Raw genomic sequence first — 26,674 nt, 5'->3', positions numbered from 1 at the left:
TACGGCGTCCGGTCAGGCGGTGCGCACGACGCGGGTCGCGTGCAGGCCCTTGTCGCCCTGCGTGAACTCGTAGTCCACCGCCATCCCTTCGACGAGAGTCTTGTACCCGTCCATGTCGATGGACGAATAGTGGACGAAGACGTCATCGCCGCCGTCGGGCTGCTCGATGAAACCGTACCCCTTGGAGTCGTTGAACCACTTTACCGTACCTGATGGCATCCTGCCTCCTGCGAACATCGGTGATGGGTGTTGCGGGCGCGTCGCGCGGCTCGCCGTGCATCGTTTTTCGCCCCGCCGGACTCGAGACGCACCTATGCTATGCGAGCGATTTGGAACCGTCAACACGTCGCTACGGGCCCGTCGCGGGGCCGTCGAAGACCGCCTGTTCAGGGCTTCGCGGAGGCCAGATCCGGGTACAGGAAGCGGTAGATTTCGGCGAGTTCCGTGACCGCCCGAACGTACTCGCGCGTCTCCCGGTAGGGGATTCGCTCGACCAGCTTTTCCTCATCGGAGAACTCGGGAAAGTCGCGCCAGCGCGTGTAGCGGTGGGGGCCGGCGTTGTAGGAGATCATCCCCGCGATATCGAAGTCGTCGAAGCGGCGGAGGACTTCCGACAGGTACCGCGTCCCGAGCATCAGGTTGACCTGCGGGACCGTGAGTTGGTGGCGGCGATAGCCGGCGAGTCCGGCGCGGGAGGAAACGTTGCGGGCCGTCTCCGGCAGGAGCTGCATGAGGCCGATGGCGTTCGCGACGGAGCGGATCTCGGGGTCGAACATCGACTCGCGACGCGAGAGTCCGGCGACGAAGTGGGGCCGCAATCCGTTCCGCTCCGCGGCGGCGACGAGGGCCTCGCGATAGGGCAGCGGATAGATCGCTTCGAGTAGCGGCCGCGTCCAGCGCCCGCGAATGGCCTGCGCGCGCCACCCTTCGCGAATCCCCTCCCGCGTCCATTCCGCGGCGTTCAGCGCGTGCGCGAACGCGAGGATCGCGCCGTAGGTCGACGGTCCGCGCTCGCTCGCCCGGCGGTATTCCCGGCGCCCTCGCTCGGGCCAACCCACCTCCCGCAGCACGTTCATGCGCCGGAGCGCGGTCGCGTGGACGGGATCGAGGTCGGGCAGCGGTTCCGCTTCCCCGAGATCGATCGTGGCCAGACGGTCGGTGCCGGTGCGGGGCTCCGCGAGGATGGCGTAGTAGTCCAGCGGGTTGTACCGGAGGGCGCGGGCGTAGAACGCGCTCGCGGCCTGGGTGTCCCCCAGCGCTTCCGCCACCTTGCCGCTCCAGTAGATGGCGCCCTGGACCCATCCGCCCTCGGGGTAGCGCTCGCGGTATTCGGCCAGGAGCGCGCGCGCCTCCGGGTAGCGGCCTTCGTGGTACGCGAGAAGGGCGAGCCGTTCCAGCGACCGCGAGCCGTAGCTCGCTTCCGGGAAGGCGCGGTAGGAGCGTTCGAAACCCTCCGCAGCGATGTCCGGGTGGCCGGCATCGTGTTCGAGGTCCGCGAGCAGGTAGGCGGCACGGGCGGCGACATCCCCGGAGCCGCGGGCGGCCGTCTCGTGCGCCGTCGCGGCGTCGCCGGGGCGTCCGAGCGCACGGTAGATGCTGGCGGCGAGCATCCACAGCGACGCCCGGGGCGCGGTGACGGAAGCGGGATCCCCGGTCCACGGGGCGAGCGTCTCCGCCGCCCGTCCGGGATTGCCCAGCGCCATGTAGGTCGAAGCGAGAGACTCGGCGATGACGGGGCGCTCGCCCGCGGGTGCGAGCTCGAGCGCCTCCGACAGGTAGCCGGCGCCACGGGAGCGACGACCGGCGCGGGTGTCGGAGCGCCCGACATCGCGCAGGGTCCGCCACGATCGCGTGAGCGCGAGGAGGGCCGGCCCCGTCTCCGGCGTCTGAAGGCCTCTCGCGATCGCGGCGGCGAAGGCCGACTCCGCCGCGGCGGAGTCCCCGGTCGCCAGGTAGTGCGGTCCGAGGTGCCGGGCGGCGAGGATGTTCCGGACGCCCCTTCCGGCGCGGCCCGCGAGCGCGGCCCCGCGTTCGGGATCCCCGAGTTCGAAGGCCAGGCGCGCCGCCGGGAGGAGTGCGGAGTCGGCCGGTACGCGGGCTTCGCGTACGATCGAGTCGGCGAGGGCGAAGGCGTCCCGGTCCTCGGCCTCCGCCAGGGCGTAGAGGCGCGAGAGCCGCAACCACGGAGCGAACTCGGGGTGCTCGCGCTCGGCGAGGACGAGCTGGTCCCGCGCTTCGAACCAGTGATACCGCCGGTAGGAGACGCGGGCGAACTCCACCCGCGCGCGGAGCGGAGGCGTCCCGTCGACCGCATCCAGATACGCGCGGTAGTGCGCCGCGGATCGGGTCAGGCTGTCGAGTCCCGCGTACGCTCGAGCGAGGAGGAGCGCCGCTTGCGACTGCGTGGCCGTGGGTGGACCCTCCCTCCCCGAGAGGCGGCCCAGCACGGAAGCCCATGCCCGCTGATCCGCGAAGGCCTGCGCCGCCAGGAGCACGATCTCGTCCCCTCGCACCTCGCCCGCGGCGAGCTCGCGCGCCAGCAGAGCCGATGCCGAGACCGGCATCCGGGCATCGAGCAGGCGCCGCGCGTTTGCCGTCGTCGGCGTGACCTCGGCGGGGTCCGATGGGCGTGCCGCGTTCCCGGTCTGCGCGGCGAGAGGGAACGCCAGGACGAGCATCAGTAGCGACGCCAACCAGAGACCGCGTACGCGATGGATGCGCTGAAGGCGCCGGATATGCCGCTGAACATGCACAGGAAGGCCTCCTTCCCACGTCGTCCCCACCCCACTCACGCCGGGGCCCCGGCCTGCGGCCCGACAACGAACTTCAATGCTCCGGTGCCCTCGATGCAAGCGGAGGCCCCCCGGATCCGAAAAAAAGCGGCCCGCCGGGATGGCGGGCCGCTCGTTCGGAACCCCTCGCGAGCACCGCGAAACGCCGCGGCGACCGGCTCCTTCTTCTCTAGGCGGCCACCCGCTCGTGCAGCGCGTCGATGAGACGCTGTGCACTCTCTTCCATGTCGATGACGAGGCGATCGATCTTCGTCACGAAGTAGTTGTGGAAGATGTTGATCGGAATCGCGATCGTGAGGCCGGTGGCGGTGGTGATGAGTGCGACCTTGATCCCGCCGGCGACCAGGGTGGCTTCCACTTCGCCCGCGATCTCGATGGCCTGGAAGGCCATGATCATCCCGATCACGGTTCCGAGGAAGCCGAGGAGCGGAGCGACGTTCGACAGCGTCGCCAGCCACACGAGACCCTTCTCGAGCCCCGCGACTTCGATGGCGCCGGCATTCTCCACCGCCTGCGTCGCGCGGTCGGTCCCCTCGTTGTACCGCGAGAGCCCCGCGCTGAGGACGTTCCCCGCCGGAGCGCCGGACTCGGTGCAGAGTTCGAGCGCCTCATCGAGGTGGCCGGCGGCGATCTGTTCGTCGGCTTCCCGGAGGACGTTCTTGTTCTTGCCGCCCTTCAACTGGAGGTCGACGAGCTTCCAGAGGATGATGAGGATCCCGATGGCCAGCGCGGCGCCGAGCGGCCACATCATCCACCCCCCGGCCTCCCAGATCTCCGCGAGGTTGAGCGTCTGTCCTTCGCCCAGCGTCAGTGTCTCCTGCAACCAGAGTGTGGACGCGATCAAGGTGGGCCTCCCCGTAAGGTGGATCGATTGACTGACTCGCAACGTCCGGCGCGGATGCGCTTGAGCACGAGCGGAACCAAGCTAGAAGCGGTCTGCGGGACCGTCAAGCGGCGGGAGAGGCCGTTCCCGGAGCCAGAGCCAGGCACCGGCGCGGTGGATGCGCTCGTAGCCGGCGGCAAGGCGGGTCAGAGCCGCGGAGGTCGCGATCCCCGCGGGAGCCTTCGTCGCGGCCGGGGCGGGCGCTCCGAACGCGCGGGCCACGCTGTCGGCGAGACGCTCGACGATGAGGCGACGGTCTGGCACCGGGTCGAGCAACTCGTTCAGGCCGATCGCGGGTCCCTTCCCGGAGACCCCCGCTGCGGCGCTCTCCTCCGGCCCGACGTCGCCTCCATCCAGGTCGCCGAGGCGCTGTCTGTCCTCCAGGAGGATGGACCCGTGCTGAAGCACGCCTCCGCGGCGACGGCACTGGGCGCTGCCCACGAGCTTGCGACCGTGCGCGGTGAGTTCTCCAGGGGCCGGATCGCGAAAGCAGCTCGCGGCGGAGATGCGGGCGGCCTCCGCAAAACTCGCCTCCGCATCGTCGTCCCGAACCGCGTCGAGCGGGACTCCCAGGGCGCGCAGCCCCTCGGCCAATGCGCGGTGCACGGTTCGCAGGACGGCCCGGGGCCCGCCCCACGCCCGCGCGGGACAGGCGAAGGCGTACGTAATCTCCGGCCCGTGAAAGACGGATCGACCGCCCGTCGGCCGCCGGATGGCGTCGACGCCGGGGCGGAGTTCATCCGGTGAGCGCCCTAGCAGCCGGTCCGGAGCCTCCTGATGCCGCCCGAGCGACAGGCACCAGGGCTCCCAGCCATAAAACCGGAGCAGCGTCGAACCCCCCGCGGCGAGTTCGAGCATCGCCTCGTCCACGGCCATGTTGCGGGCGCCGTCCGCCACGGCGTAGGGGAGTACGATGCATGGCGATCCCCGGGGCCGGGCACGCGCGCGCCGCGCGGTCACAACTCCAGAGCCTCTCCGGGCTCGAGGATCACGACCTCGGCCGTGTCGCCGACGGCGTCCACGAAGCGGGCCGGATCGACGTCGATCAACTCCCACGTGCCGTAGTGGTTCGGAACGGCGATGCGGGGTTCGATCATCCCTATCGCGCGCGCGGCGTCCTCCGGGCCCATCGTGAAGTTGTCGCCGATCGGCACCAGCGCCACATCCACTTCCCCGTTCAGCAGTTCCATGTCGCGCGTGAGCCCCGTATCGCCGGCGTGGTAGACGCGGGTGCCGTCCACGGTGAGGAGGATGCCGGCGGGCGTCGTCGTGTACGCCTCCGCGCCCGGCGCGTCGATCTTCCCGCCGTGGAGGGCCACGGTGAGCTTGACGCGCCCGAACGGGAACTCGTGGGCGCCGCCGATGTGCATGGGGTGGGCGTTCGCGTGCCCCTGCACCTCCCCGGCGTAGGACACGATTTCATACGTGGCGATGAGCTGCGCGTTCGTCGCCTCGAGGATGTCCCAGGCATCCGCGATGTGGTCGCCGTGCCCGTGCGTGAGGAGGAGATAGTCGAGGCGGTCGGTGAAGTGCTCCGGTCCCACATCGGCCACGGGGTTCCCGGTCAGAAACGGGTCGATGAGGATCCGCGTTCCGTCCGCGGTCTCGATCTCGTAGCAGCTCTGGCCGTGAAAGATGAGTCGTGCCATCCGCTTCCCTCCGGGTCTATGCGCCTGCCTGGCCTGAGCCAGCGGTCTCGGTTTCGTAGCTCTCGATCGGCGGACACGCGCAGACGAGGTTCCGGTCCCCGTACGCGTTGTTCACGCGACGCACGGGCGGCCAGAACTTCCACTCCCGGGTCGAAGGCGCCGGCCAGGCGGCTTCCCGCCGCGTGTAGGCGTGGTCCCATGCATCGGCCGTCACCATCTCCGCGGTGTGGGGTGCGTTCTTCAGCGGGTTGTCCTTCGCATCCAGCGTCCCCTCCGCGATCCTCCGAATCTCCTCGCGGATCGAGACCAGAGCGTCGACGAGCCGGTCCAGTTCCCGCTTCGACTCGCTCTCCGTGGGCTCGATCATGATCGTCCCCGCGACCGGGAAGGACATCGTGGGCGCGTGGAATCCGTAGTCCATGAGTCGCTTCGCGACATCCTCATCCGTCACTCCCGTCCCCCGCCGCAGCGGACGCAGGTCGAGGATGAACTCGTGCGCGACCCGCCCGTGCTCGCCGCGGTAGAGGACATCGAAGTGCTCGCTCAGACGACTCGCCATGTAGTTCGCGTTGAGAACGGCCGCCTCGGTCGCCGCTCGCACGCCGTCCCGGCCGAGCATGGCGACGTAGGCCCACGAGATGAGCAGAATCGAAGCGCTCCCCCACGGCGCCGCGGAGACCGGCGGGATCGCGGCTTCGCCGCCCACATCGACGAGCGGGTGTCCCGGCAGGTACGGCGCGAGTTCGTCCGTCACGCAGATCGGACCCATCCCCGGCCCCCCGCCGCCGTGCGGAATGGCGAACGTCTTGTGGAGGTTGATGTGGATGACGTCGGCGCCGTAATCGCCGGGCCGGCAGAGGCCGACCTGGGCGTTGAGGTTGGCGCCATCGAGGTACACGAGTCCGCCGTGCTCGTGGACGATGTCCGTCACCTCCCGGATCGCCGACTCGAACACCCCGTGGGTGGACGGATACGTGATCATCGTCGCCGCGAGCCGGTCGGAGTGTTTCTCCGCCTTCGCGCGCAGGTCGTCGACGTCGATGTTCCCATTCTCGTCGCAGCGGACCACGACGACCTTCATCCCGGCCATCACCGCGCTCGCGGGATTCGTCCCGTGCGCCGACGACGGGATGAGGCACACGTCCCGGGCTCCCTCGCCCCGGTCCTCGTGTCGGGCCGCGATGACGAGCAGGCCGGTGTACTCGCCCTGTGCCCCCGAGTTCGGCTGCAGCGAGCAGGCGGGCAGCCCGCTCATCTCGCAGAGCCACCGCTCCAGATCGTCGAACAGGCGTCCATACCCCTCGGCCTGGTCCACGGGGGCGAACGGGTGCAGAGCCCCGAACTCCGGCCAGGTGACGGGGATCATCTCGGATGTCGCGTTGAGCTTCATCGTGCAGGATCCGAGCGGGATCATGCTCGTGTTCAGCGACAGGTCCCGGGTTTCGAGCCGATGGATGTACCGCAGCATCTCGGTCTCGGAATGGTACCGGTTGAAGACCGGGTGCTCGAGGTAGCTCGAGGCGCGCGCGAGTTCCGCAGGATAGACGGGCTCCGGAATGTCCGCGGCAACGTCTCCGGCGCCGAGTTCCCGTTCCCCTTCGCCCCCGAAGACCGCGAACAGGTCTTCCAGGTCCTCGCCCCGCACCGTCTCGTCGAGCGCGATTCCGACGGTCCCGTCCTCGAAGTCCCGCAGGTTGATGCCGCGTTCGCGAGCCCTGGCGAGGATCTCGGCGGACGTGAAGCCCGAGGGGATGACCTGCAGGGTGTCGAAGAACTGCTCGTGAACGATCGTGTGCCCGAGCCGCTCCAGTCCGCGGGCGAGGGTCCACGTCAACTTTCGGACGCGGGTCGCGATGGCGCGGATACCCTCCGGTCCGTGATACACGGCGTACATGCCGGCCATGATCGCGAGCAGCACCTGTGCGGTGCAGATGTTCGAGGTCGCTTTCTCCCGCCGAATGTGCTGCTCGCGCGTCTGCAGGGCCATCCGGAGCGCCGGGTTCCCGTCCGCGTCGACCGAGACTCCGATGATCCGTCCCGGCAGCTTGCGCTTGAACGCGTCCGTGGCGGCGAGGTAGGCCGCGTGCGGCCCGCCGTAACCCATGGGTACGCCGAACCGCTGAGAGTTTCCGACGGCGATGTCCGCGCCGAACTCGCCCGGCGGCACGAGCAGCGCGAGGGCGAGGAGGTCGGCAGCGACCACAACCCCGGCCCCGTGCTCGTGAAGGGCGTCGCAGAGACCCCGATAGTCGACGACCGCACCCTCCGTGGTCGGGTACTGCAGAAGCGCGCCGAAGGCGTCGTCCGGATCGTGGGCCGCGATGTCGCCGTGCTGGAAGAGGCGGACCTGGATTCCGAGCGGCCGCGCCCGGCCGCGGACGACGGCGACGGTCTGGGGATGGCAGGCCTCGGACACGAGGAAGACGTTCCGGTCGTCGCTCCCCCTGCTGCCCCAGAGCATGAGCATCGCCTCCGCCGCGGCGGTTCCTTCGTCCAGGAGCGAGGCGTTCGCGATCGGAAGCCCCGTGAGGTCGATGACCATCGTCTGGAAGTTGAGCAGCGCCTCGAGGCGCCCCTGCGAGATCTCGGCCTGATAGGGCGTATACTGTGTATACCAGCCGGGGTTCTCAAGGATGTTCCGGAGGATGACGCCAGGTGTCAGCGTCCCGTGATATCCCAGACCGAGATAGGAACGGAAGGGGCGGTTGGAACGCGCAAGCTCCGCCGCGTGATCGAGAAGCCTTCTCTCGGTGATCGCTTCGGGCAGGTCGAGGTCGCGACCCAGGCGGATCGGTTCGGGAACGGTCTCCTCGACGAGTTCGCTCAGGCTCTTCGCGCCGACCACCTCCAGCATCGGCTCCACGTCCGAGGGCGCCAGTCCTATGTGGCGCCCGGCGAACTCGCCGAACGGCTCCATCTCAAACCGCATGTTCAGGGGCGGGCCGTCAGATCTCGTCCCCGTCGGCGACGAGGGCGGCGTACTGTTCGGCGGTGAGGAGGTCGTTGAGGTCGTCGGGCGCTTCCAGCGCGAGCCGGATCATCCATCCTTCTCCGTAGGGATCGCTGTTGACGAGACCGGGGTCGGTCTCCAGCGCGTCATTCACCGCCACGACCGCTCCCGCTGTCGGGCAAAAGAGTTCGGATACGGTCTTCACGGCCTCGACGGTTCCGAACGCTTCCATCTGTCCGAACTCCTCGCCGGGCGCGGGAAGTTCGACGTAGACGACATCGCCCAGTTCGCCCTGGGCGTAGTCCGTGATCCCGATCAAGACCTCGCCGTCGACGTCGGTTTCCCGCACGTATTCGTGCTCGGGCGTGTACTTGAGATCTTCCGGAATGTCCGACATGCGTACCCTCTGCCTTGCTTCGGATCGAGCGTCTCTGGGTTGGCGGCGTGGGGACTATACCCGAGCCGCGAGCCGGGCGTCAAGCAACTCCGCCGCTAGTCGCCCGAGGCGAGTCTTCGCCAGGCTCTGCGGTCCCTTTTGATCCGCCTCCGTGCGTCCCTCGCGCTCTCGCCCGGGTGTCGCTCGACGACATCGACACCTCCCATGCAGACGAGGCCGCTGATCCGGATGACGGGAGCGTCCGGGGCGGGCGGCGTGTCCGGTTCCGGCGTACTCACGCCCCCCATCAGCGCGATGCCGCCCCACTCGACGCGGACCCCCGGAGGGACAACAATGTCCACGCCTCCCATGAGCGCAAGGAGCCGGACCGAAACCGTCTCCGTCGCGAACGTCGCCTGCCGAAAATCGAGATCCGTACCCCCCATCACGGTGACGGCGTTGAGCCGGCGGGGCGGGATCCAGCTGCCCTTGCGCTCCGTCGCCCCCCAGATGGAGACGATGAGGTCGTTCTCCTGGACGGGACGGGCCGGATCCACCGGCACGGAGGCCGTCGCCACGGGGGCGGGCCCGGCGGGGCGTGTTTCGCTCCGGAGTGCGGGGAGGTCTCGCTCGAGCGCAACGAGTTCGGCCCGGGTGCGCGCGGCGTACGCGATGTCCAGGCGGCGTTCCAGTTCCGTCGTGTTCATGGCGTCGCGCGCGAAATGTGCGCAGAGACGGTCCACCGTCGCCTGCCGCTCCTCCGGCGACAACGCCTGTTCCGGGCTGTCCGTCATCTCCTCCTCGCCGTCTGGCCGGCCTGATTCTCACGCAAGGTGGCGGGGCCAGCAAGGCAAAAAAACTTGCAGCGCGGGCGAGCGCACGGCATCATGGCCCACAACAGGTGCTTTCATGCCCTATCCGTAAACCCTTTGGAAGGAGGTGATCTAGTGTCTGCAGGATGTAGAACCGGGTCTGACTCGGCACGGGCAAGCGATCGCCTCGAGGCAGCGTAAACCGGTCTTGAACCGGTGGCGCCCGAGACATGCGCCGACCTGAAGGCTGCGGTGCCTTGCCGGCGTCGCGTCGAGTCAGGTTTCGGTTGAGACAAGAGCCGGCCGTGGGCTTCATGCTCGCGGCCGGCTTCCTTTTCGCCCTGCCCTCCCTCTGAAACATGTCGTTATTCAGCAAATACACCGGAGCCGGCAACGACTTCGTGATCGTGCGCGGCGAAGAACTGGGGCTCCGGGATGCGGGGGCCCTGGCCGCCGCGCTGTGCCCCCGCGCGACGGGCGTCGGCGTGGACGGGCTGATCACCGTCCGAAGCCTCAGCGAAGAAGTCGTCCGCCTCCGGTTCTTCAACTGCGACGGCTCCGAGTTTTCCACCTGCGGGAACGGTTCGCGCTGCGCGGCGCGCTACGCGGTGGAGCGGGGGCTCGTGCCGCCCGATCACATCCTCGTGACGGACGACGGTGAGATCCTCGCGAGGGTGCGGGAGGACGGCGTGGCCCTGGAATACGCGCTCGACGTTCGCGTGGAACGCGAGTTGCGGGCGCGCCTCGGAACCGGGAATCCGCGGGAACGTGACGCATGGCTCGTGCGGACGGGAACCGCGCACCTTGTGGTCCCCGTCCCGTCGGTGGATGTGGAGAACTTCGACGATATCTGCCGGCCCCTGCGGTGGCGGGAGGATGTCGGCCCGGGAGGGGCGAACGTGCACCTTGTGGCCCGCGACGGAGAGACGGTGGCCATCCGCACCTTCGAACGGGGCGTGGAGGGCGAGACGCTCGCCTGCGGCAGCGGCTGCATGGCGGCGGCGTTCGCGCTCCGGGCCGCGGGCGAGGCGGGGGACCGGGTCGAGTTCCTGGTCCGGTCGGGGGCCCCGTTGACGGTGGAGTTCCTCGAGGCGGGGCGGATCCGCCTCACCGGACCGGCGGTGTTCATCTTCGATGGCGTCTTCCCCGAAGCCACGCGCTGACCCGGACGCGGCCGCGGTGGCGGCGCCGCTGCTGAAGTGGTTCGACGCGCGGCAGCGGGACGACATCGCGTGGCGTGGAGAGCGGGACCCCTACGCGATCCTCGTGGCTGAGGTCATGGCGCAGCAGACCCGAGTGGAGACCGCCGCGCCGTACCATCGGCGGTTCATGGACCGCTTCCCCGACGTATGGACCCTCGCGGAGGCGGAGGAGGACGAGGTCCTCGGTCTCTGGGAGGGTCTGGGGTACTACGCGCGGGCCCGCAACCTGCGGCGGGCGGCGCGGCGCGTGGTTTCGGAATACGGCGGCCGGGTCCCGCGGGCGGTGTCGGAGCTGCGGACGCTCCCGGGCGTGGGCCCCTATACGGCGGGCGCCGTTGCCAGCGTGGCGTTCGGGCTGCCGGAACCCGCGGTCGATGGGAACGCACGCCGCGTTCTGTCGCGCCTGGGCGATCTCGAGACGGCCTCTCCCTCCGAGCTCGAGCGGGCCGCGCGAGCCCTCCTCGCCGCGGACCCGGAGCGGCCGGGAGATGTGAACCAGGCGCTGATGGACCTCGGGAGCGCGGTCTGTACGCCGCGCCGGCCGAGGTGCGGAGCGTGCCCCTTGTCGAATCGATGCCTGGCACTGCGCCGGGGAACGGTCGGGGAGCGGCCCCCGAGGAAGACGCGCGCCCGATCCCCCGAGCGGGTCGAGGCGGCGGCCATCGTCCGTCGCGGCGGACGGGTGCTCGTACTGCGGCGGCCATCGGACGGACTCCTGGGCGGTCTGTGGGATTTTCCCTCCGTCGGGCTGCCCTCTTCAACCCCGCCCGCGCCGGCGCTCACGAGAGTTCTTCGAGAAGGGTTCGGCCTCGACTGCCGCGTGGGTGAGGAAATTCGCGTCCTGCGGCATGCGTTCAGCCACTTCCGTCTGCGGCTCACCGTGCACGGGGCCCGGTGGCGATCGGGTGAGGTCACGAACCCGCGGCCGCACCGCTGGATCGGCCGCGGGGAATTCGGCAACCTCGCCTTTCCCGCCTATCTCCGACGGCTGATCGACGAGGAGGTCTCCCCGAGAGCTGTCTCCCCGAGAAAGGCGAGGTAGGCGCGGATCGTAAGGTCGGCCGCCGCGTGGTGGGTGGCGGGAAGGTCCCCGTAGACCGCGGCCCGGATCCGTTCCGGGGTTCGGGCGCCGGCTTGCAGCGCCCGCCGGACGGCCGCCACGCGCTCCAGCCGGTGCGTGCGGCATTCCTCGAGGCGTGCGAGCGCGTCCTCGACGGGTGCGCCGTGTCCGGGGAGCAGACGTTCGGGACGGAGGGCCGCGAGGTGCGCGAGACTCGCCAGGTAGGCCTCCACGGACCCATCCGGGTGGGCGATCATCGTGCTCCCTTCTCCGAGCACGAGATCCCCGGTGAAGAGGGTGCGCGAGGGTTCGAGGAGGTAGCAGACGTGGTCCGCGGAATGACCGGGCGTCGGGATCGCGCGCAGACGGAGTCCCTTCCCCGGCGCCATGGCCTCGTCCTCCGCCAGCGCCCGGCCCGCCAACCCCACGAGGTCGAGGGTGGCGGCCGAGGCGCGGAGTTCTCCCCAGCGGCCGGCGGCCGCCGCCGCGGCCGCCGCGTGGTCGGCGTGCGCGTGCGTCAGACAGACCGCCGCCACCGGTCTTCCGGCGACCACATCGTCGACACGGCCGAGGTGCGCTTCATCCTGCGGTCCGGGGTCCAGGACGATCAGCGGCCCGGTCCCGATCACGTACGTCTGCGTCCCGGTCAGCGTGAGAGGGCCCGGATTGGCGGCACGAACCGCCGTGATGCGGGATCCGTGCCGAACGACGTGGGCCGGTCCTACCCCCGACGTCACTGGATCTCGTCGTACCCGGGGTCTCCCGGGGCGAGCGGCGTTGGCCCCTTCTCGCCGACGCCCAGCCTGACGAGCGCCGGTTCCACGGGAACCCCGCTGAGTGCCGTCATGGCGTCCTCGACCGACCGGAAGCCGGCGAGCCGCTCGATCGTCCTTGCGGTCGGGAACATCATGGGCAGCCGACCGGCGGAGAAGCGCCGGAGCGCCGAGGCCGGCGTGGTCCAGATCGCCGCCTCGTGTTCCGGCGTCAGATTCAGGCGACGCGGCCGCTCCTCCAGCGAGAGGAGGAAGAAACGGGTGTCGAACCGCAGCGCCGCGCCGCGCGGCGTGATCCAGCGCGCGAAGTACACGATGCGTGTGGACGAGAAGTCGAGTTCGAGGCGCTCCGCCACCTGCGAGAAGCGGATCCGCTCCGAGAGCAGCGCCCGCCGGGCGTCGACCAGCGCCTCCGGTCCGCAGCCGCGCAGCGGCGCCGGCATGATCCCCGTCTCCTCGAACAATTCACGCAACGCCGCCGCGCACGCCGCGGTTTCGCCCGCGCTCGGAAGTCGGTCCGCCCACGTCGCGCAAGCGTCATCCCCGTCGATCGCGCCGCCCGGAAAGGCCCACGCGCCGGCTCCGAACCTGGCGTCGGCGGGCCGCTGAAGCAGGAGGAGCTCCAGCCCGGCCGCCGTCTGGGTGGCGACGACGACGGTGGCGGCCGGCCGTGGAGTCACGGCGGCCGTCCCGGGATGCATGCGGTCCGAAGGGGCGCTCAAACTCCGCTTGCCACGCGGGCGATGATCAGCAGGACCCCCAGCAGCAGGAAGGCGACCGGGAGGGCGGCCGCCAGCAGCCATACCGCGAAGGCCCTTCCGGTCGTGGTCCGGTGCGCCTCTCGCAGGCCGATCACCGTCAGCACGGCTCCCCAGACCCAGGCCACCACTCCTCCGACGAACGGGATGATGGCGAAGACGCCGGGTCCGCACGCGTAGCAGACCGTGCGCACGGTGGCTGTGAGGCTTCGACGCCCGGGGACCAGCAGGAGTACGAACAGATGGAGGAGCAGGCTCGCAATGACGAGGGACAGCGCCGCCCAGAACGGGGCGAGGAAGAAATCCGCGAGCCTCCCGGCGGAGCCCGCAGTGGCCGCCGCATCCGGCAGCGCGATGTTCATGACCTCGGCGACCGTCTCCACGAAGCCCGGCTGCGTCGTCGGCAGCAACGCTCCCCAGGTCAGCGAGAGCGCCGCTCCGAGGACACTGATCACGAGGTAGTAGAGAATTGGGCGCACCGCCGCGCGATCGAAGGGCCCGCGGGCGAAGAAAGCGCCGGGCTCCAACACGCTGCGGCGCCACGTCTCGATCAGGTTCACCGGGAAGGGTACCGCCGGATCCTCCCACGCGGGCAGGTTAAGCTCCTCTGCGCCCTCCGCCTCGCCCGCGCGCTCCCGTTCGGAGCTGGCCGCAGCCTCTCCACAGAACGGACAGCGGTCGAACGCGGCGCTCTCCTGCCCGCACCTCGCGCAAGTCGTCATTTGTGCCCGCGACTCAGTCGAGGATGCGCAGCGGCATTACGAGGCAGAGGTAATCCGGTTCGCCGCTCGCGGGAGAGAAGGTCGCCGCCCGTTCCGGCGCCTTGAACGTCATTCGAACGTCCTCCTCCGGCATGTGCCGCAGCACCTCGAGGAGGTACGTCGCATTGAAGCCGATCTGAATGTCCTCGCCCTCGTAATCCAGCGACAGCGCGTCCTCCGCTTCCCCGAGATCCGGCGTCTGAACCTTGAACCCGAGGTCGCCGGACCGGAAGGAGAGGCGTACGCGCCTCGTCGAGTCATCCGCCATCACCGCGACGCGCCGCACCGCCGTCTCGAGGCCCGCCCGGTTCACGGTCGCAACCTTGTCGTTGTCCTTCGGAATGACCTGCTCGTAGTTCGGATACGGTCCCTCGATCAACGACGTGAAGACCTCCCGGTCGGCGGACCGGAACGCCAGGTGATTCTCCGAACGCGCGACCTGAAGCACCGTGTCGGCAGGGTACAGCTTCTGCACCTGGCTCAGCGCTTTCGGAGGAATGATGAGGTCTGCCTCGTCGGGCGAGCCGCTGACGTCCAGTTCGCGCGACATCTTCGCGAGGCGGTGGCCGTTCGTGGCGACCATCACGGTTGCCGCCTCACGCAACTGCCACAGGATCCCGTTCAGGATCGGCCGGCTGTCCTCGGTGGAAACGGCGAAACTCGTCCGCTCGATCAGCGTCTGCAGCTCGCCGGCCGACATCTCCCAACCCCCGGCGAAATCGATCTCCGGGAAGTCCGGGAACTCGTCGGGCGCCTGCCCATAAAGCCGGAACTTGCTCCGGCCACACTCGATGTCCACTCCGGCGGAGGCTCCGTCGGCACTTCCGTCGGCCGCGGCGAACTTTACCGGCGCATCGTCGAGCACGCGCGAGATCTCGAGGAGCTGTCTCGCGGGCAGCGCCACGACGCCCGCCTCGGAGACCTCCGCGGGCACGGACAACGAGACGAAGATCGACATGTCCGTGCCGCTCAGCCGCACGGCATCGTCCTCCGCATGGATCAGGATGTTCGAGAGAACCGGGAGCGCGGCTCGGGTCGGGACGGCGGCAGCGCTTGCCGCCAGACCCTCCTGGAGTGCCTCTCGGGTGATCGAGAATCTCATTTCAGCTCCGGCAGTGTCGGTTCGGGTTTTCCACCGTGGGTTCTACGGTTGCGTATGATATATGTATCAACGGAGTAGTAGTAGAGCCTGTCGAAGTGTCGAAAATTCGGCGTTCCCCAGGTTTGGTGCGGCCCGGCAGAGGTGCGTCCGCTGTCGACACGCCGACACGGTTGTCGAAGCTCCGGCGAAACATTGGTGCCGCCGCGGAGGCGATGCGCTCGATGGTGTGCGTATCGTGTGCGTAACGCGCAGTCTTCGTCCCGTTTTGCACACGGTGGTGGACGGACGCGACATCAGGTTCGGAACAGCTCTTGCTGCAGCTGGCCGATGCGGCCGCGGAGCGAGGCATCGGACGCCATGTCCGCCTCGACCTTGTTGACGGAGTGAATGACGGTGGAGTGATTCCTGCCGCCGAAGAGGTGGCCGATATCGGAGTAGGGCAGGTCGAGATGGGTCTTGATGAGGTACATCGCGACCTGCCGGGGGACGGTCACGGTCCGGTTCCGCCGCTTCGAGATGAGCGCCTCCACGGAGACACCCCAGGAAGCGGCGATGCGGGCGCGGACTTCTTCCGCCGATACTTCGATCACCTGCTCATCGGCGTCGCTGCCTTCGGGCCCCAGCGCGTCGCGCGCCATGTCGAGCGAAATCTCGCGTCGCGTGAGAGAGCTGAAGGCGAGAAGCTTGATCAGGGCGCCCTCGAGCTGCCGGACGGAGGTACGCCGACTCCGTGCGACGTACTCGATGACGTCGTCGTCGATTTCAATCCCGTCCTCGTCGGCCTTCTTGCGCAGGATCGCGGAACGCGTCTCCAGGTCGGGGGGCTGGATGTCGGTGACGAGACCCCACTCGAACCGGGAAACGAGGCGTTCCTGGAGGCCGGGGATGTCCTGCGGCGGACGGTCGCTCGTGATGACGATCTGTTTCTTGGCGTCGTAGAGCGCGTTGAAGGTGTGGAAAAACTCTTCCTGCGTCCCTTCCTTGTTGGCGATGAAGTGCACGTCGTCGATGAGCAGGACGTCGATCCGGCGGTACCGCTCGCGAAAGAGCGCGGTCTGCCCGGTCCGGATCGCATCGATCATCTCGTTCGTGAATTGCTCGGACGGGACGTAGGCGACCTGGCAGTCCGGAAGGCGGTCGAGAATCGTGTTGCCGATCGCGTGCATCAGGTGTGTCTTGCCGAGACCGGTGCCACCCCAGATGAAGAGCGGGTTGTAGGTCGTGGCCGGTGCGGCGGCGACGCGATCCGACGCCGCCGCGGCGAGTTCGTTGCTGCCGCCAATGACGAATCGTGCGAAGGTGTAGCGTTCGTTCAGCGCCGCCGCCGCGGGAAGGCCTCCGCGATTCGGCGTCTGGGAAGCCAGCGCGTGACCGGGGTCGCCGGGGTAGGGTTCCGCGATCTCCGGGAAGTCGAGACGCTCCTCGGCTCCCTTGTGCTCGAAGCGGAGTCGAAGCCTCGCGCCGAGCTCCCGCTCGGAGATGTCACGCAGAAGCGTCCCGTACTTGTCCTCGACCCATTCGACCGCGAACCGGGTGGGCGCGGAGACGACGAGCGTGTCGTCGGAAAGCGAGACGGCCTCGGTCGATCCGAGCCAGGTGCGATAGGTCTGCTCCGGGAGCACGAGCTTCGCCGACGCGCGAATCTTGATCCAGGCCTCGTGTGCAGTCAGCTCCATCCGTGACGCGCTGGCATGAGAAGAAGACGGTGGGATAAGGGTTCTGATCTTAGGCGAATCCGCCGGCGAGTGTCAACGAAGGGACACACCTCGCGGGATGGCGCATGGATGGCGGACGGCATCGGGCGCCGTCGTCGTCGTCGGGCGCGCCGAATTGACACTATCCCGCGCCAGGTCTAGACTTCCGGGCTGGCCTCGAAGACCTGAAGATATGACCGGAAAGCCTCGGGTGATGTGACATGGGGAAGCCCACATACAGCAAGCCGACCAACAGGAAGCGCGTTCGGGATCATGGGTTCCGGGCGCGCATGAAGACGAAGGCGGGCCGCCGCACGCTGTCGCGCCGCCGAAGGAAGGGTCGACGTCGGCTCACCGTCAGTGACGCGTTCCGTCGCAAGCGACGAAGCCGCTAGCGGGCGTCGGCCCGAAGGCTATCGACGGCCTCGCGCGGCTCGGCTGCGCACAGCACGGGAGATTCGCCGAACCATCCGTGCGGGCCGCTCCAGCCGTGGCCGCATCGTGGACGTCTTCTTCGCTCGGTCGACCGCCGGCCGCTCCAGGATCGGGGTTGTGACGCCTCGCCACGGCCGCGGCGCGGTCGCGCGAAACCTCGTACGGCGGCGCCTGACCGAGATCGCTCGCCTTCACGTATTGCCCGCCCTTGAAGCCCGCCGGCTCGATCTGGACCTGGTCGTGAGAGCGAAACCGGCCGCCTACGACGCCTCGTACGAGAGGCTTCGGACGACGTTGATGGATTCGCTGGAGACGGTATGCGCCGGGTGATCATCGGAGCGATTCGCGGCTACCAGCTGGTGGTCTCTCCCTGGCTGCCGGCCTCCTGCAGGTACGAGCCGAGCTGCTCGGAATACGCGTTGACCGCGGTGCGGCGATTCGGAGCGGTCCGAGGCGTCTGGCTGTGCGTTCGGCGCCTTCTTCGCTGTCACCCCCTCGGGTCGTGCGGCTACGACCCGGTTCCCGCCCGGGAGCGCTGATGGAACGCCGTCTGCTTCTCGCCATCGCGCTGATGGTCGGCGTGATGATCCTCTCGAACGTGTTCTTCCCGCCGAGCGAAAGGCCGCCGGAACCGGTGTCGCCCGACAGTGTCGCGACGCAGGAAACCACGACCGCGGCGGACGAGCTGGACCGGCTCTCCGCCGAGGAGAGAGCGGCCCGGGAGGTGGCGGCGGTTCTGGCCGAAGCGGAGGAGACGCCGGCGGTTGCGGGGGAGGTGGAGGAGACCGCGGCCACAGCCGGGGAAGGCTCGATCGTCACGGTTCGGTCGGAGCTGTACGAGTACCGGTTCGACACGCGGGGCGCACGCCTCGTGGGCGCGACGATGCTCGCGCACGAGAACTTCGCCGAGGGTGGACACGGCGGTCGCAACGTGGAGTTGGTGCGGCCGGACGACTCCGTCCTGGCGTACGCGCTGACGCTTCGTGGCGATACCGTATCCCTCGGCTCGATTGCGTTCACCGCGTCGACGCCCACGCTCGAGGTGAGAGATGGGCCCGCGGAGCTGCGTTTCGAGGCCGCGATCGGCGAGGTCACCTTCGATGTCTCGTATCGCTTCCAGCCGGACGACTACCGGATCGAGGTGAGCGGCGGGCTGCGCGGACTGGGCGATGTGGGACACGTCGTCCTCGTGAGTCTCGGCCGCGGGATCGAACGAAACGAGGCCGTGCCGCGGGAGGACAGGGCCGCGATGGCGCTCGTCACCCGGAGCCGCTCCGGACAGATCGCGGCGGAGCGACTGGACCGCGTGGACATCGACGAGACGAGACCGGCCTCCGGCGCTCCTTTCAGTTGGGTGGCATCCAAATCGAAGTACTGGCTCGCCGCCGTTGTGGCGCCGCCGGAGGGGCCGGGCATCGGAGGAGTGATGCTGCGCGGCGTGCTCGAGGAGGACGCGGCGGAAATGCAGGCCGCGCTGCCCGTACCCGCGGGCACCTCGGGCTTCGAGTACGCGGCGTACATCGGACCACAGGACTTCTCGCGTCTGCAGGCCATGGGGCAGGAACTCCACAACGTGAACCCCGTCGGCTGGCGGTGGCTCCGGTGGTTCACGCGGCCCTTCGGGAACCTGATCGTCGCGATCCTGATCTGGATGCACGAGTCGTTCACCCTGGCGTACGGCTGGGTGTTGATCCTGTTCGGGGTCGGGTCGCGGATCGTGCTGTCACCGCTCTTCCACATCTCGGGACGCGCGCAGATGAAGCAGATGGCGCTGCAGCCGGAGATCGAGAAGCTGAAGCAGCGTTACAAGGACGACCCGCAGCGCCTGCAGCAGGAGCAGATGAAGCTCTTCCGGGAACACGGGGTCAACCCGCTGGGCGGCTGTCTGCCCATGTTCCTGCCCCTTCCGATCCTGATCACGCTGTTCTTCGTGTTCCAGAACACGATCGAGTTCCGCGGCGTGCCGTTCCTGTGGCTTCCGGACCTGTCGCTGAGAGATCCGCTCTTCATCGTCCCGGTCCTGATGGGCGGTTCAATGCTCGGACTGAACTGGATCACGCAGCGAGGCATTCAGACGAACGCGCAGATGAAGATGATCTCCTACGTGCTGCCCGTCGTCTTCACCTTCTTCTTTGCGAACTTCGCGGCCGGGCTGAACCTGTACTACACCGCCTCGAACATCATGTCGCTGCCGCAGCAGATGTACCTCTCCCGGGCACGAAGGAAGGCACAGCCGCCGGCCTCCCGGAAGAAAGAGTAGCGTCGGGACACGCGAGAGGGGCCGAGACGGGCTTCGGGCGCCGCCACGTCACCGCACGTGGGAGATGGAAAACCCGACCAGGCGCTCGGACTGCCGGAGGAACTGCTCCGCGCGGGAGGGACCGAAGCCGAGGAGCAATCCGACCCGCGTCCCCCGAGCCAGCGCAGCCCCGAGTTCCGCGGCAACGGCAGGCTTCCACTCGAGTTCCGCCCAGCCGAAGTAGTCGACCGAGGCATGGAACCGCGCCCGCCCGCCCGGCGCGGACTCCCAGGCGGCGCCCGCCCGCAGCGAAAGAGGCTCGAAGTCCGGCGTGGCGCGCAGCAGCACGCCCGGGCCTCCGTAGACGGTGAGGCCCGACGCCGGAGATCCCTGGAGCAGGAGTTCCATCCCCTCGCGGCTCGTGCTGATGGGACGGGTGCCGGTGTCCAGGAGGAATTCGTCCCCGAGATGCGAACTCACGTGATAGAGTTCGGCCCGAGCCGCAACCTCGCCGAACCGCGCGCGGAGGAGGACGCCGATCCGGTAGTGCACTTCGATGAGGGCCTGATCCGGACCTTCGAGGTCGAAGCGGGAGAACGCCCCTCCGTGAATCGCTCCTGCGACTTCGACCTCCCCGGCCGGATCGCGCCGGATCCAGAACCCGAAGCGGTCGCCGATGTCCGCGAGGGCAATGCCGTCACGGAAGGAGTCGCGCGTGGCGCTCAGCAGCGCAAGACGATGTACGGGCTCGAGGGGAGAGCCCGAGGGCGTGCGGAAGGGATGGCCGTTCGGGTCCCGGATGCCGACTGCCGCGCCGCTGCCCGCCTGGGCGACAAGCGGACGGATCTCGGCGAAAGGTGCCGCCATGAGGAGGCAGGCCACGAGGGCGCGCACGTCGACAGTCCAGGGACGCACCGCCCGGAAGCGGCCCGGCAGGCCGTGGCCGGCCGGACCGCCGGCCGAGATGCGCTGGAGCTTCAGGCGGCCGCCTGACACCTCGGGCAGAGCACCGTCTTCCGGCCGGTCACGCGGAGGGACGTCAACGCATGTCGGCATCGCGGACAGGGGCCGCCCGACGAGCGTGAGTTGATCAGCCACCCGGGATCGGAATGTGCGGCGCTCCAGTGAAGCGTGGCCCGCCTCAGGACCCGCTTCAGGTAACGGTGAAGCCGGTCGAGCTGCTCGGGCTCCAGTTGGCCGACGCGCCGGTCGGGGCGCACGCCGGCCTGGAAGCAGATTTCATCCGCATAGTCGTTGCCGATCCCCGCGATCGCTTTCTGGTTCAGGAGAAAACCCTTGATGGAAGAGCGGGCATTCCCCTCCGCAAGCGATTCGAAGCGCGCCAGCGTCAGGTCGTCGCTCAGCGGGTCCACCCCCAGACTCTGGAGCGACCCCTTCTCGTTGAATTCGCTTCCGGCCACGGCCTGGACCGTCCCCTGGGATCCGGACGACGAGAAACGCAGTTCCCGGCCGGCCGCGAACTGGAACCGGATCCGCGTCCGGTCGGTCGGAGGCGCGGTCTGGGACTCGAGGCGCAGAAGACCGTCATCGCCCATGTCGAACATGAGGCTGTAGTCGGAACGGAAACGGAGGACGACGTAGCGACCGTGGCGTTCAACGGAATCCACGGCGTGGTTCTCAAGGTGATTCTCGACGATGTCGCGCTCGATTGATGCGACATCAGGGTCGTCGATCCGGATGATGGAGATCGTTTTGCCGGTCGTGTAACCGGCAATACGCTCGATCATTCGCTCAACATCGGGAAGCTCTATCATTGCATCACGGCTCCGGTAGGCAAGACTGGGTGCACGTGGACGTACACCCGTACGAAGGAAAGGTGCCCCGTGCTTCATGGGAGTGGCGGGACAAGAATCGCCACCGGGTCTCAACGCCGCGTCAAGCCGTAGGGAGGCCACGGAGGCGCCGCGGGAAGGCAATGATCGTAATACTATGTATAATAATGAGTTACGGCCTATGCGACAGGGTGTCGGTTAGCCAGCCTCTCGAAACCAGGCGGATATTCTCTCCTGAACGGCCGCCGCCGCCCGTGCGGGATCCGGAGCGTTTCGGATAGGTCGTCCCATCACGATGTAATCCGCCCCGGCTTCGAACGCCGTCTCCACATCGACGGTCCGTTTCTGGTCATCGGTCCCGGCATCCGTCGCCACGCGGATGCCGGGGACGACGACGCGAAACCGTTGAGACACCGCGGAGCGAATTCGAGCGGCCTCGTGACCGGAGCTGATGACGCCGGCGCACCCGATGCTCTCCGCCCGACGGGCTCGCGACAGGACGACAGCTCCGATGTCGGCTTCAAAGCCGAGGTCGTCCATGTCGGCCCGGTCGAGACTCGTGAGAACGGTGACCGCGAGGATGCCGAGATCCCCCGCAGCCGCGTCGCACGCCGCACGGAGGATCGCATCGTTGCCATGTACCGTGACGAAATCGACGTCCCGGGTCCGGAGTTGGCGGACCGCGGAGCGAACGGTCTGTGGAACGTCGAAGAGTTTGAGGTCGGCAAAGACCTTCTTTTCTCTTGAGCGAAGCCAGTCGGCGAGCTCGAAGTACCCGCCGGACAGGAAGAGCTCCAAGCCGATCTTGTAGAAGGAAACGGTATCGGCCAGCGAGTCGACGATCTCTCGCGCCTCTGAAGCGGTCGGTACATCCAGCGCGAGGATCAATCGGTCGGTTGCGGGGATCGTTGCGGAGATATCGGCCTCCCGAAACAGGTGTATCGAAGCTGAGCTGCGGCGAGTGGAGGACGAAGCTCTTTCCAGGCGTACCCGCCTGCAAGGGGCGCGTCGACGGCGAGCGATGGTTTCACGTGAAACAGTTCGTTCCTTCGCCGGGAGGCGCGTTGGCCCGTCACGATCGCCATCGCATGTTTCACGTGAAACAGGGTTCAGCGGTTTTCTGCGGCACTACACCAGGTTCGCCCGGGTCACGAGAGCGGCGTATATTGGAGCACCTCACGTGAGATGACGTTCCGCTGCGCGAAGACCCTTTTGTCGCGCTCGGGTGTCATGACATTATTTCGTTACGAGTCATACGCTTACAGTGCGTGTCGGTTCACGTCGCCAGGTGCGGCGATCAGCGAGGGGCGGATCGATTTGGGCCGGGTGATCGCGATTGCAAATCAGAAGGGCGGGGTCGGCAAGACCACCACGGCGATCAACCTCGGTGCCTCGCTGGCGATCGCGGAGCGCAACACGCTCGTCATCGATTGCGACCCGCAGGGCAACGCGACATCCGGCTTCGGACTGCGCAAGGATGGAGACGTTCCCAGCGTCTACGACTGCCTCGTAAACGGACAACCGCTTCAGGCCGCCGTGCGGCCGGAAGTCCACTTCCCCTGTCTGTCCGTGGTGTCCGCGAGCCGGGACCTGACCGGTGCCGAGGTGGAACTGATCGATCGGTCGGACCGCCAGCGCATCCTCGGCCGGAAGATCGAGGCGCTGCAGGATGACTTCGAGTACATCCTGATCGACTCACCGCCGTCCCTCGGGCTCCTCACGCTGAACGCACTGGCGGCGGCGGACGCCGTGCTCATTCCGATTCAGTGTGAGTTCTATGCGTTGGAGGGGCTGAGTCAGCTCCTGAACACCGTGCGGCTGGTGCAACGCAGCATCAACCCGGAACTCGAGATCGAGGGAGTGCTGTTGACGATGTACGATTCGCGCCTCAACCTGGCCAAACAGGTGGCCGCCGAGGCGCGTGAGTACTTCGGAGGCAAGGTCTTCGACACCATGATCCCGAGGAACATCCGGCTCGCCGAGGCCCCCAGTTTCGGAGAACCGATCGCTCTGTACGATGTCCTGTCGAGCGGAGCCCGCGGATACCTGAGCCTGGCCCGGGAGCTGATCGATCGGCACAGGAGTCCGTAGGCGTGCCCCGGAGCGACCGCCGCCTCGGGAAGGGGCTTGGGGCCCTGCTGAGCGAAAACCTCGGAACGGAAGGGGTCTCGGCGGAAGCGGAGATTCCGGTCGAAGCCATCCAGGCGAACCCGTTTCAGCCTCGTGGCGACTTCGATCTGGACCGCCTCGCGGAACTCGCGGCCTCCATCCGCGAGAACGGTCTACTGCAACCTGTCGTCGTCAGACCCGTAGGGGAGACGTTCGAGATCGTCGTGGGCGAGCGACGATTCCGGGCGATTCAGAGTCTTGGATGGACATCGGTTCCGGCCCTGGTTCGGGAGCTGGACGACGAACAGATGCTGGTCGTGGCTCTCGTCGAAAATCTCCAACGCCATGACCTGTCAGCACTTGAAGAAGCTCGAGGGTATCGTCGACTGATGGAGGACTTCGATCTGACGCAGGAAGAAGTGGGGCGGCATGTGGGGCGGGACAGGTCAACCGTGGCAAACGCTCTGCGACTGCTCGCCCTGCCGGAAGCGGTGCTGGGTCTGCTCGCGAAAGGGAAACTGTCCGCGGGTCACGGCCGGGCCCTCCTGACGTTGTCCACACCTGAAGAGCAGACCCGCGTCGCGCTGGAAGCGGTGGAGGAGGGGTGGTCCGTGCGGGAGACGGAACGTCGCGTCCGCCGAGGCCGCCCGGCGCAACGCCGGGGGCGCAAGACCAGGCGGAAAAAACCGACAGAGTCGGGCGATCCCTTTGTGAGACGGGCCGAACTGGGGCTTGAGCGAGGGTTCGGAACCCAGGTGCGGATCCGGACGCGGTCGGATGGAGCGGGCGAGGTCGTCGTACGTTTCCACGACACGGATGATTTTCTGCGGCTCGTGGCCTTAATGGGTGGCGACGAACTCGCGACGGAGCTTCGCGAATGACGGTCCTCCGGCAATGGACGGTGCAGTTGGTCCGACGGGACGGCCGGCGCGTACGATCCCTGCCACTCGGTCGCGCGCGGGTGCTTCTCTCGGTGGCGGGCACGATCGTCGGCCTGTGCGGCCTGGGGTTTCTGGGGGGCTTCCTGACGGCTTCCCGGGTCGAGTCCAATCGCATACTCGAGCTGGAAGCGGAACTCGCGACGCTCGAGAGCGAGCGTGAACGGATGAGCCAGTTGGCGGGTCGACTGAACGAACTCGAGCAGGAGTTCGGTCTTCTGCAGGATGCAGTGACCGCCGGGCGGCCGGCCGAGTCCCTGCCGGTGAACGTCGTCCCGAGGGGAGACATGGAGGTCCGGTCACGAACCTCGGCAGAGACGGCGACGCCGGCCTGGCCCCTCACGCAGCGTGGCTTCGTCACCCGTCACTTCGGCTCACGGCCGGACTATTCGCGCGACGGCCATACCGGGTTGGACATCGCGGTACCGACGGGGTCGTACGTCCGGGCCATCCAGGCGGGACGGGTCGAGGAGGCGGGGGAAGACCCGATCTACGGAAAATTCCTGCGGATTGCGCACGCGGATGGCCTAACGTCATTGTATGGCCACAACGCCTGGCTGTTCGCCGCGGCCGGCGACGCGGTGGAGCGACTCGAGGTCATCGCCCTCACAGGGAACACGGGAAGATCCTCGGCTCCCCACCTGCACCTGGAACTCGCCCGGAACGGCGCACTATTGGACCCTCTGTCGCTGCTGGCGGACCTCAGCGGTCGGGACAACACCGCGGCCCCGGCGGAGAGACAACCGGAGTAAGGATAGGAGCAAATGGCTAGAGATTCTCGACATGGCGGCCCCACCCGTGAGCTGAGCGACGTCGTTTCGGTCGTCGCGCCCGGAATGACGATCCTCGGGGACGTGATGTGCGATGGCACGGTCCGGGTCGAAGGCAAGGTCGAAGGCTCGATCAAGGCAACGAAATCCGTTGTCGTCGGCAAGGACGGTCGTATCACGGGCGATATCGAGACGCAGGATGTCGTCGTGGCCGGTACCGTCATAGGGACCGTCGCGGGAGCCAGCCGCGTGGAGTTGCAGGAAACCTGCAAGATCGAGGGCGATATTCGGAGCCGCCGGGTGAAACTCGATGAGGGTGGCCAGATTGAGGGTCGTCTCCACATGACGGCAAAGGCCGCGGACGAAAAACCGACGGGCTCCCCGCACAAGGGTGCGTCCCCGTCGATCCAGCCGCCGAAGCCTCAGCGCGCGGCCGGGCGCAACTGAAGCGAGGGTTTCGCCCGCCCGGTCTCCCGACCGCAGCGGTCGCACCGTGCCGTGCCGGGCGATCCGCTTGACGGAATCCCGTAACCGCGGATGAGGGACACCCTCCTCTTCGCCTTCGCGTTCGTGCCCCTGACGCTCGGCGCGGACTGGCTCGTTCGGGGCGCCGCCGGCCTGGCGCAGAGATTCGGCGTCAGCCCGCTCGTCGTCGGCCTGACGGTCGTCGCTTTCGGCACTTCGGCCCCGGAACTGGTTGTAAGCGCGCTTGCGTCCCTGGAAGGCCAGCCGGGCGTAGCCGTCGGCAACGTCATGGGCTCCACGGCCGCGAACGTAGGCCTGATCGTGGGCGTCGGCGCCCTGATTCGGCCGATCCAGGTCCACCGCCGGGTCATCGTGCGCGAGACGCCCCTCGTCATCATCGTACTTTCCCTGGTGATGGTGCTGTCGCTCAACGACGCCGTCGGCCGCCTCGACGGATTCGTGCTCGTATCCGGCTGGGCCCTCTACCTGCTCTTCCTCCTGAAGTGGGAACGAGTGGGCCTGTTCGGGAAGGCAAATGGCGCTCCCGCTCCGGACGGGCATCGGCCGGATGCCGGGACCGATGCGGAGGAGTCCGCCGTCGCGGCGCCGGGCGTCTGGTGGTCGCTGGTACGGGTCGGCCTCGGCCTGCCCTGTCTCGCGTACGGAGCGAAGTGGCTGCTGGAGGGCGCGGAGGGAATCGCAAGGTCGCTCGCCGTCCCGGAAGCGGTGATCGCCGCTACCATGATTGCGGTCGGCACCTCGCTTCCGGAGTTGGCTTCCACGCTCGTGGCCGCCTTCCGGCGAATGGGAGACATCGCGATCGGAAACGTGATCGGCTCGAACGTGTTCAACCTCGGCCTTGTCCTCGGGACCGCCGCGCTCGTTCGCCCGCTCGTACTCCATCCAACCATCGTCGTCGGGTACGTGCTCCCGGCCCTGGCCTTCTCGGTCATTCTCATCCCGCTCGCGCTGCATCGGGGCACGGTGCAGCGCTGGGAGGGCGGGCTGCTCCTGCTCCTCTATCTCGCCTACATCGTGCTCGTCTGGCTGTTCAACTGACCTGACCCGTCCCTCCATCCCGTTTTGCGGTCCCGTTGCCAAGCGACACGGTAA

The 26,674-nt window shown here is 68.0% G+C and carries 27 protein-coding genes; 11 read left to right on the top strand and 16 right to left on the bottom strand.

Annotated elements, in window-relative coordinates; translation table 11 throughout:
* Positions 1-12: 12 nt before the first annotated feature.
* The 8 genes from RN729_RS00880 to RN729_RS00845 all read right to left on the bottom strand — a co-directional run bounded on the left by RN729_RS00880 (position 13) and on the right by RN729_RS00845 (position 9,444).
* Entirely contained in the window at positions 13-219 is a 207-nt protein-coding gene (locus tag RN729_RS00880) for a cold-shock protein (protein WP_310781656.1), read from the bottom strand.
* Between the two features lie 167 nt (positions 220-386).
* On the bottom strand, positions 387-2,693 hold the full coding sequence (locus RN729_RS00875; protein ID WP_310781654.1) for a transglycosylase SLT domain-containing protein: 2,307 nt from the start codon (positions 2,691-2,693) through the stop codon (positions 387-389).
* Positions 2,694-2,961: 268 nt separating this feature from the next.
* Positions 2,962-3,636: a MotA/TolQ/ExbB proton channel family protein gene (locus RN729_RS00870; RefSeq protein WP_310781651.1), complete on the bottom strand. Its 675-nt coding sequence runs from the start codon at positions 3,634-3,636 to the stop codon at positions 2,962-2,964.
* 81 nt (positions 3,637-3,717) lie between these two features.
* On the bottom strand, positions 3,718-4,635 hold the full coding sequence (locus RN729_RS00865) for a hypothetical protein (RefSeq protein WP_310781649.1): 918 nt from the start codon (positions 4,633-4,635) through the stop codon (positions 3,718-3,720).
* Positions 4,632-5,324: a metal-dependent hydrolase gene (locus tag RN729_RS00860; protein ID WP_310781647.1), complete on the bottom strand. Its 693-nt coding sequence runs from the start codon at positions 5,322-5,324 to the stop codon at positions 4,632-4,634. The genes RN729_RS00865 and RN729_RS00860 overlap by 4 nt, the downstream gene beginning before the upstream one ends.
* A gap of 16 nt (positions 5,325-5,340) precedes the next feature.
* Positions 5,341-8,241 carry an aminomethyl-transferring glycine dehydrogenase gene (gcvP, locus tag RN729_RS00855; RefSeq protein ID WP_310781645.1) on the bottom strand — a complete coding sequence of 967 codons (2,901 nt, stop codon included), beginning with the start codon at positions 8,239-8,241 and terminating at the stop codon, positions 5,341-5,343.
* A gap of 28 nt (positions 8,242-8,269) precedes the next feature.
* Positions 8,270-8,671 carry a glycine cleavage system protein GcvH gene (gene gcvH, locus RN729_RS00850; RefSeq protein ID WP_310781643.1) on the bottom strand — a complete coding sequence of 134 codons (402 nt, stop codon included), beginning with the start codon at positions 8,669-8,671 and terminating at the stop codon, positions 8,270-8,272.
* A 95-nt stretch (positions 8,672-8,766) separates the two neighbouring features.
* Positions 8,767-9,444, bottom strand: a complete 678-nt coding sequence (locus tag RN729_RS00845; protein WP_310781641.1) for a DUF1707 domain-containing protein — start codon at positions 9,442-9,444, stop codon at positions 8,767-8,769.
* A 377-nt stretch (positions 9,445-9,821) separates the two neighbouring features.
* On the opposite strand from RN729_RS00845, the gene dapF reads away from it, so the two are divergent.
* Entirely contained in the window at positions 9,822-10,625 is an 804-nt protein-coding gene (gene dapF / locus RN729_RS00840) for a diaminopimelate epimerase (protein WP_310781640.1), read from the top strand.
* Positions 10,626-10,641: 16 nt separating this feature from the next.
* Positions 10,642-11,706, top strand: coding sequence for an A/G-specific adenine glycosylase (locus tag RN729_RS00835; protein ID WP_310781638.1), 1,065 nt, complete (start codon positions 10,642-10,644; stop codon positions 11,704-11,706).
* On the opposite strand, the gene RN729_RS00830 is transcribed toward RN729_RS00835, so the two are convergent.
* From RN729_RS00830 to dnaA, 5 genes are all read right to left on the bottom strand, one after another.
* Positions 11,640-12,461: an MBL fold metallo-hydrolase gene (locus RN729_RS00830; RefSeq protein ID WP_310781636.1), complete on the bottom strand. Its 822-nt coding sequence runs from the start codon at positions 12,459-12,461 to the stop codon at positions 11,640-11,642. The genes RN729_RS00835 and RN729_RS00830 overlap by 67 nt on opposite strands.
* The gene (locus RN729_RS00825) at positions 12,458-13,177 is read right to left on the bottom strand and encodes an NUDIX domain-containing protein (protein WP_310781634.1); all 720 of its coding nucleotides are present in this window, start codon (positions 13,175-13,177) and stop codon (positions 12,458-12,460) included. The genes RN729_RS00830 and RN729_RS00825 overlap by 4 nt, the downstream gene beginning before the upstream one ends.
* Positions 13,178-13,215: 38 nt before the next feature.
* Positions 13,216-13,977, bottom strand: coding sequence for a YIP1 family protein (locus RN729_RS00820; RefSeq protein WP_310781632.1), 762 nt, complete (start codon positions 13,975-13,977; stop codon positions 13,216-13,218).
* A gap of 13 nt (positions 13,978-13,990) precedes the next feature.
* Positions 13,991-15,118, bottom strand: coding sequence for a DNA polymerase III subunit beta (gene dnaN / locus RN729_RS00815; protein WP_310781629.1), 1,128 nt, complete (start codon positions 15,116-15,118; stop codon positions 13,991-13,993).
* A gap of 293 nt (positions 15,119-15,411) precedes the next feature.
* Entirely contained in the window at positions 15,412-16,794 is a 1,383-nt protein-coding gene (dnaA, locus tag RN729_RS00810; RefSeq protein WP_310781627.1) for a chromosomal replication initiator protein DnaA, read from the bottom strand.
* Positions 16,795-17,033: 239 nt separating this feature from the next.
* Between dnaA and rpmH the strand changes: the two genes are divergently transcribed.
* From rpmH to yidC, 4 genes are read left to right on the top strand one after another with little or no spacing between them, the layout of a single operon-like run.
* Positions 17,034-17,207 carry a 50S ribosomal protein L34 gene (gene rpmH, locus RN729_RS00805; protein WP_310754963.1) on the top strand — a complete coding sequence of 58 codons (174 nt, stop codon included), beginning with the start codon at positions 17,034-17,036 and terminating at the stop codon, positions 17,205-17,207.
* Complete coding sequence (locus RN729_RS00800; protein ID WP_310781625.1) at positions 17,173-17,577, top strand: ribonuclease P protein component; 405 nt, start codon at positions 17,173-17,175, stop codon at positions 17,575-17,577. The genes rpmH and RN729_RS00800 overlap by 35 nt, the downstream gene beginning before the upstream one ends.
* Positions 17,565-17,786 (top strand): membrane protein insertion efficiency factor YidD, encoded by a 222-nt coding sequence (gene yidD / locus RN729_RS00795; protein WP_310781623.1) that lies wholly within the window; start codon positions 17,565-17,567, stop codon positions 17,784-17,786. The genes RN729_RS00800 and yidD overlap by 13 nt, the downstream gene beginning before the upstream one ends.
* Complete coding sequence (gene yidC / locus RN729_RS00790; protein ID WP_310781621.1) at positions 17,786-19,507, top strand: membrane protein insertase YidC; 1,722 nt, start codon at positions 17,786-17,788, stop codon at positions 19,505-19,507. The genes yidD and yidC overlap by 1 nt, the downstream gene beginning before the upstream one ends.
* A gap of 48 nt (positions 19,508-19,555) precedes the next feature.
* Here the strand turns inward: yidC and RN729_RS00785 are convergent, their stop codons facing one another.
* The 3 genes from RN729_RS00785 to pyrF form a co-directional block, all read right to left on the bottom strand.
* Positions 19,556-20,482: a DUF1207 domain-containing protein gene (locus RN729_RS00785; protein WP_310781619.1), complete on the bottom strand. Its 927-nt coding sequence runs from the start codon at positions 20,480-20,482 to the stop codon at positions 19,556-19,558.
* The gene (locus RN729_RS00780) at positions 20,464-21,261 is read right to left on the bottom strand and encodes a DNA-formamidopyrimidine glycosylase family protein (RefSeq protein WP_310781617.1); all 798 of its coding nucleotides are present in this window, start codon (positions 21,259-21,261) and stop codon (positions 20,464-20,466) included. Before RN729_RS00780 ends, RN729_RS00785 begins: the two co-directional genes overlap by 19 nt.
* 216 nt (positions 21,262-21,477) lie before the next feature.
* Positions 21,478-22,167, bottom strand: coding sequence for an orotidine-5'-phosphate decarboxylase (gene pyrF, locus RN729_RS00775; RefSeq protein WP_310781615.1), 690 nt, complete (start codon positions 22,165-22,167; stop codon positions 21,478-21,480).
* Positions 22,168-22,605: 438 nt separating this feature from the next.
* On the opposite strand from pyrF, the gene RN729_RS00770 reads away from it, so the two are divergent.
* The 5 genes from RN729_RS00770 (at position 22,606) to RN729_RS00750 (ending at position 26,620) form a co-directional block, all read left to right on the top strand.
* The gene (locus RN729_RS00770) at positions 22,606-23,370 is read left to right on the top strand and encodes a ParA family protein (RefSeq protein ID WP_310781613.1); all 765 of its coding nucleotides are present in this window, start codon (positions 22,606-22,608) and stop codon (positions 23,368-23,370) included.
* Between the two features lie 2 nt (positions 23,371-23,372).
* A complete protein-coding gene (locus RN729_RS00765; protein ID WP_310781611.1) occupies positions 23,373-24,269 on the top strand; it encodes a ParB/RepB/Spo0J family partition protein in 897 nt (298 codons plus the stop codon).
* The gene (locus RN729_RS00760) at positions 24,266-25,078 is read left to right on the top strand and encodes a M23 family metallopeptidase (protein WP_310781609.1); all 813 of its coding nucleotides are present in this window, start codon (positions 24,266-24,268) and stop codon (positions 25,076-25,078) included. Before RN729_RS00765 ends, RN729_RS00760 begins: the two co-directional genes overlap by 4 nt.
* A 12-nt stretch (positions 25,079-25,090) precedes the next feature.
* Complete coding sequence (locus RN729_RS00755; RefSeq protein ID WP_310781607.1) at positions 25,091-25,543, top strand: polymer-forming cytoskeletal protein; 453 nt, start codon at positions 25,091-25,093, stop codon at positions 25,541-25,543.
* 90 nt (positions 25,544-25,633) lie between these two features.
* Entirely contained in the window at positions 25,634-26,620 is a 987-nt protein-coding gene (locus RN729_RS00750) for a calcium/sodium antiporter (RefSeq protein WP_310781605.1), read from the top strand.
* Positions 26,621-26,674: the final 54 nt, after the last annotated feature.

This window comes from Candidatus Palauibacter polyketidifaciens, assembly GCF_947581785.1.
Taxonomy (GTDB): domain Bacteria; phylum Gemmatimonadota; class Gemmatimonadetes; order Palauibacterales; family Palauibacteraceae; genus Palauibacter; species Palauibacter polyketidifaciens.
The sequence above is the reverse complement of the archived record's forward strand: the minus strand, read 5'-3'. Positions and strand labels throughout refer to the sequence as shown.

Coding starts and splice junctions, on each gene's coding strand:
- RN729_RS00880 (WP_310781656.1), bottom strand. CDS start 219: ATGCCATCAGGTACGGTAAAGTGGTTCAACGACTCCAAGGGGTACGGT.
- RN729_RS00860 (WP_310781647.1), bottom strand. CDS start 5,324: ATGGCACGACTCATCTTTCACGGCCAGAGCTGCTACGAGATCGAGACC.
- gcvP (WP_310781645.1), bottom strand. CDS start 8,241: ATGGAGCCGTTCGGCGAGTTCGCCGGGCGCCACATAGGACTGGCGCCC.
- gcvH (WP_310781643.1), bottom strand. CDS start 8,671: ATGTCGGACATTCCGGAAGATCTCAAGTACACGCCCGAGCACGAATAC.
- RN729_RS00845 (WP_310781641.1), bottom strand. CDS start 9,444: ATGACGGACAGCCCGGAACAGGCGTTGTCGCCGGAGGAGCGGCAGGCG.
- dapF (WP_310781640.1), top strand. CDS start 9,822: ATGTCGTTATTCAGCAAATACACCGGAGCCGGCAACGACTTCGTGATC.
- RN729_RS00820 (WP_310781632.1), bottom strand. CDS start 13,977: ATGACGACTTGCGCGAGGTGCGGGCAGGAGAGCGCCGCGTTCGACCGC.
- dnaN (WP_310781629.1), bottom strand. CDS start 15,118: ATGAGATTCTCGATCACCCGAGAGGCACTCCAGGAGGGTCTGGCGGCA.
- dnaA (WP_310781627.1), bottom strand. CDS start 16,794: ATGGAGCTGACTGCACACGAGGCCTGGATCAAGATTCGCGCGTCGGCG.
- rpmH (WP_310754963.1), top strand. CDS start 17,034: ATGGGGAAGCCCACATACAGCAAGCCGACCAACAGGAAGCGCGTTCGG.
- yidD (WP_310781623.1), top strand. CDS start 17,565: ATGCGCCGGGTGATCATCGGAGCGATTCGCGGCTACCAGCTGGTGGTC.
- yidC (WP_310781621.1), top strand. CDS start 17,786: ATGGAACGCCGTCTGCTTCTCGCCATCGCGCTGATGGTCGGCGTGATG.
- RN729_RS00780 (WP_310781617.1), bottom strand. CDS start 21,261: ATGATAGAGCTTCCCGATGTTGAGCGAATGATCGAGCGTATTGCCGGT.
- RN729_RS00760 (WP_310781609.1), top strand. CDS start 24,266: ATGACGGTCCTCCGGCAATGGACGGTGCAGTTGGTCCGACGGGACGGC.
- RN729_RS00755 (WP_310781607.1), top strand. CDS start 25,091: ATGGCTAGAGATTCTCGACATGGCGGCCCCACCCGTGAGCTGAGCGAC.
- RN729_RS00750 (WP_310781605.1), top strand. CDS start 25,634: ATGAGGGACACCCTCCTCTTCGCCTTCGCGTTCGTGCCCCTGACGCTC.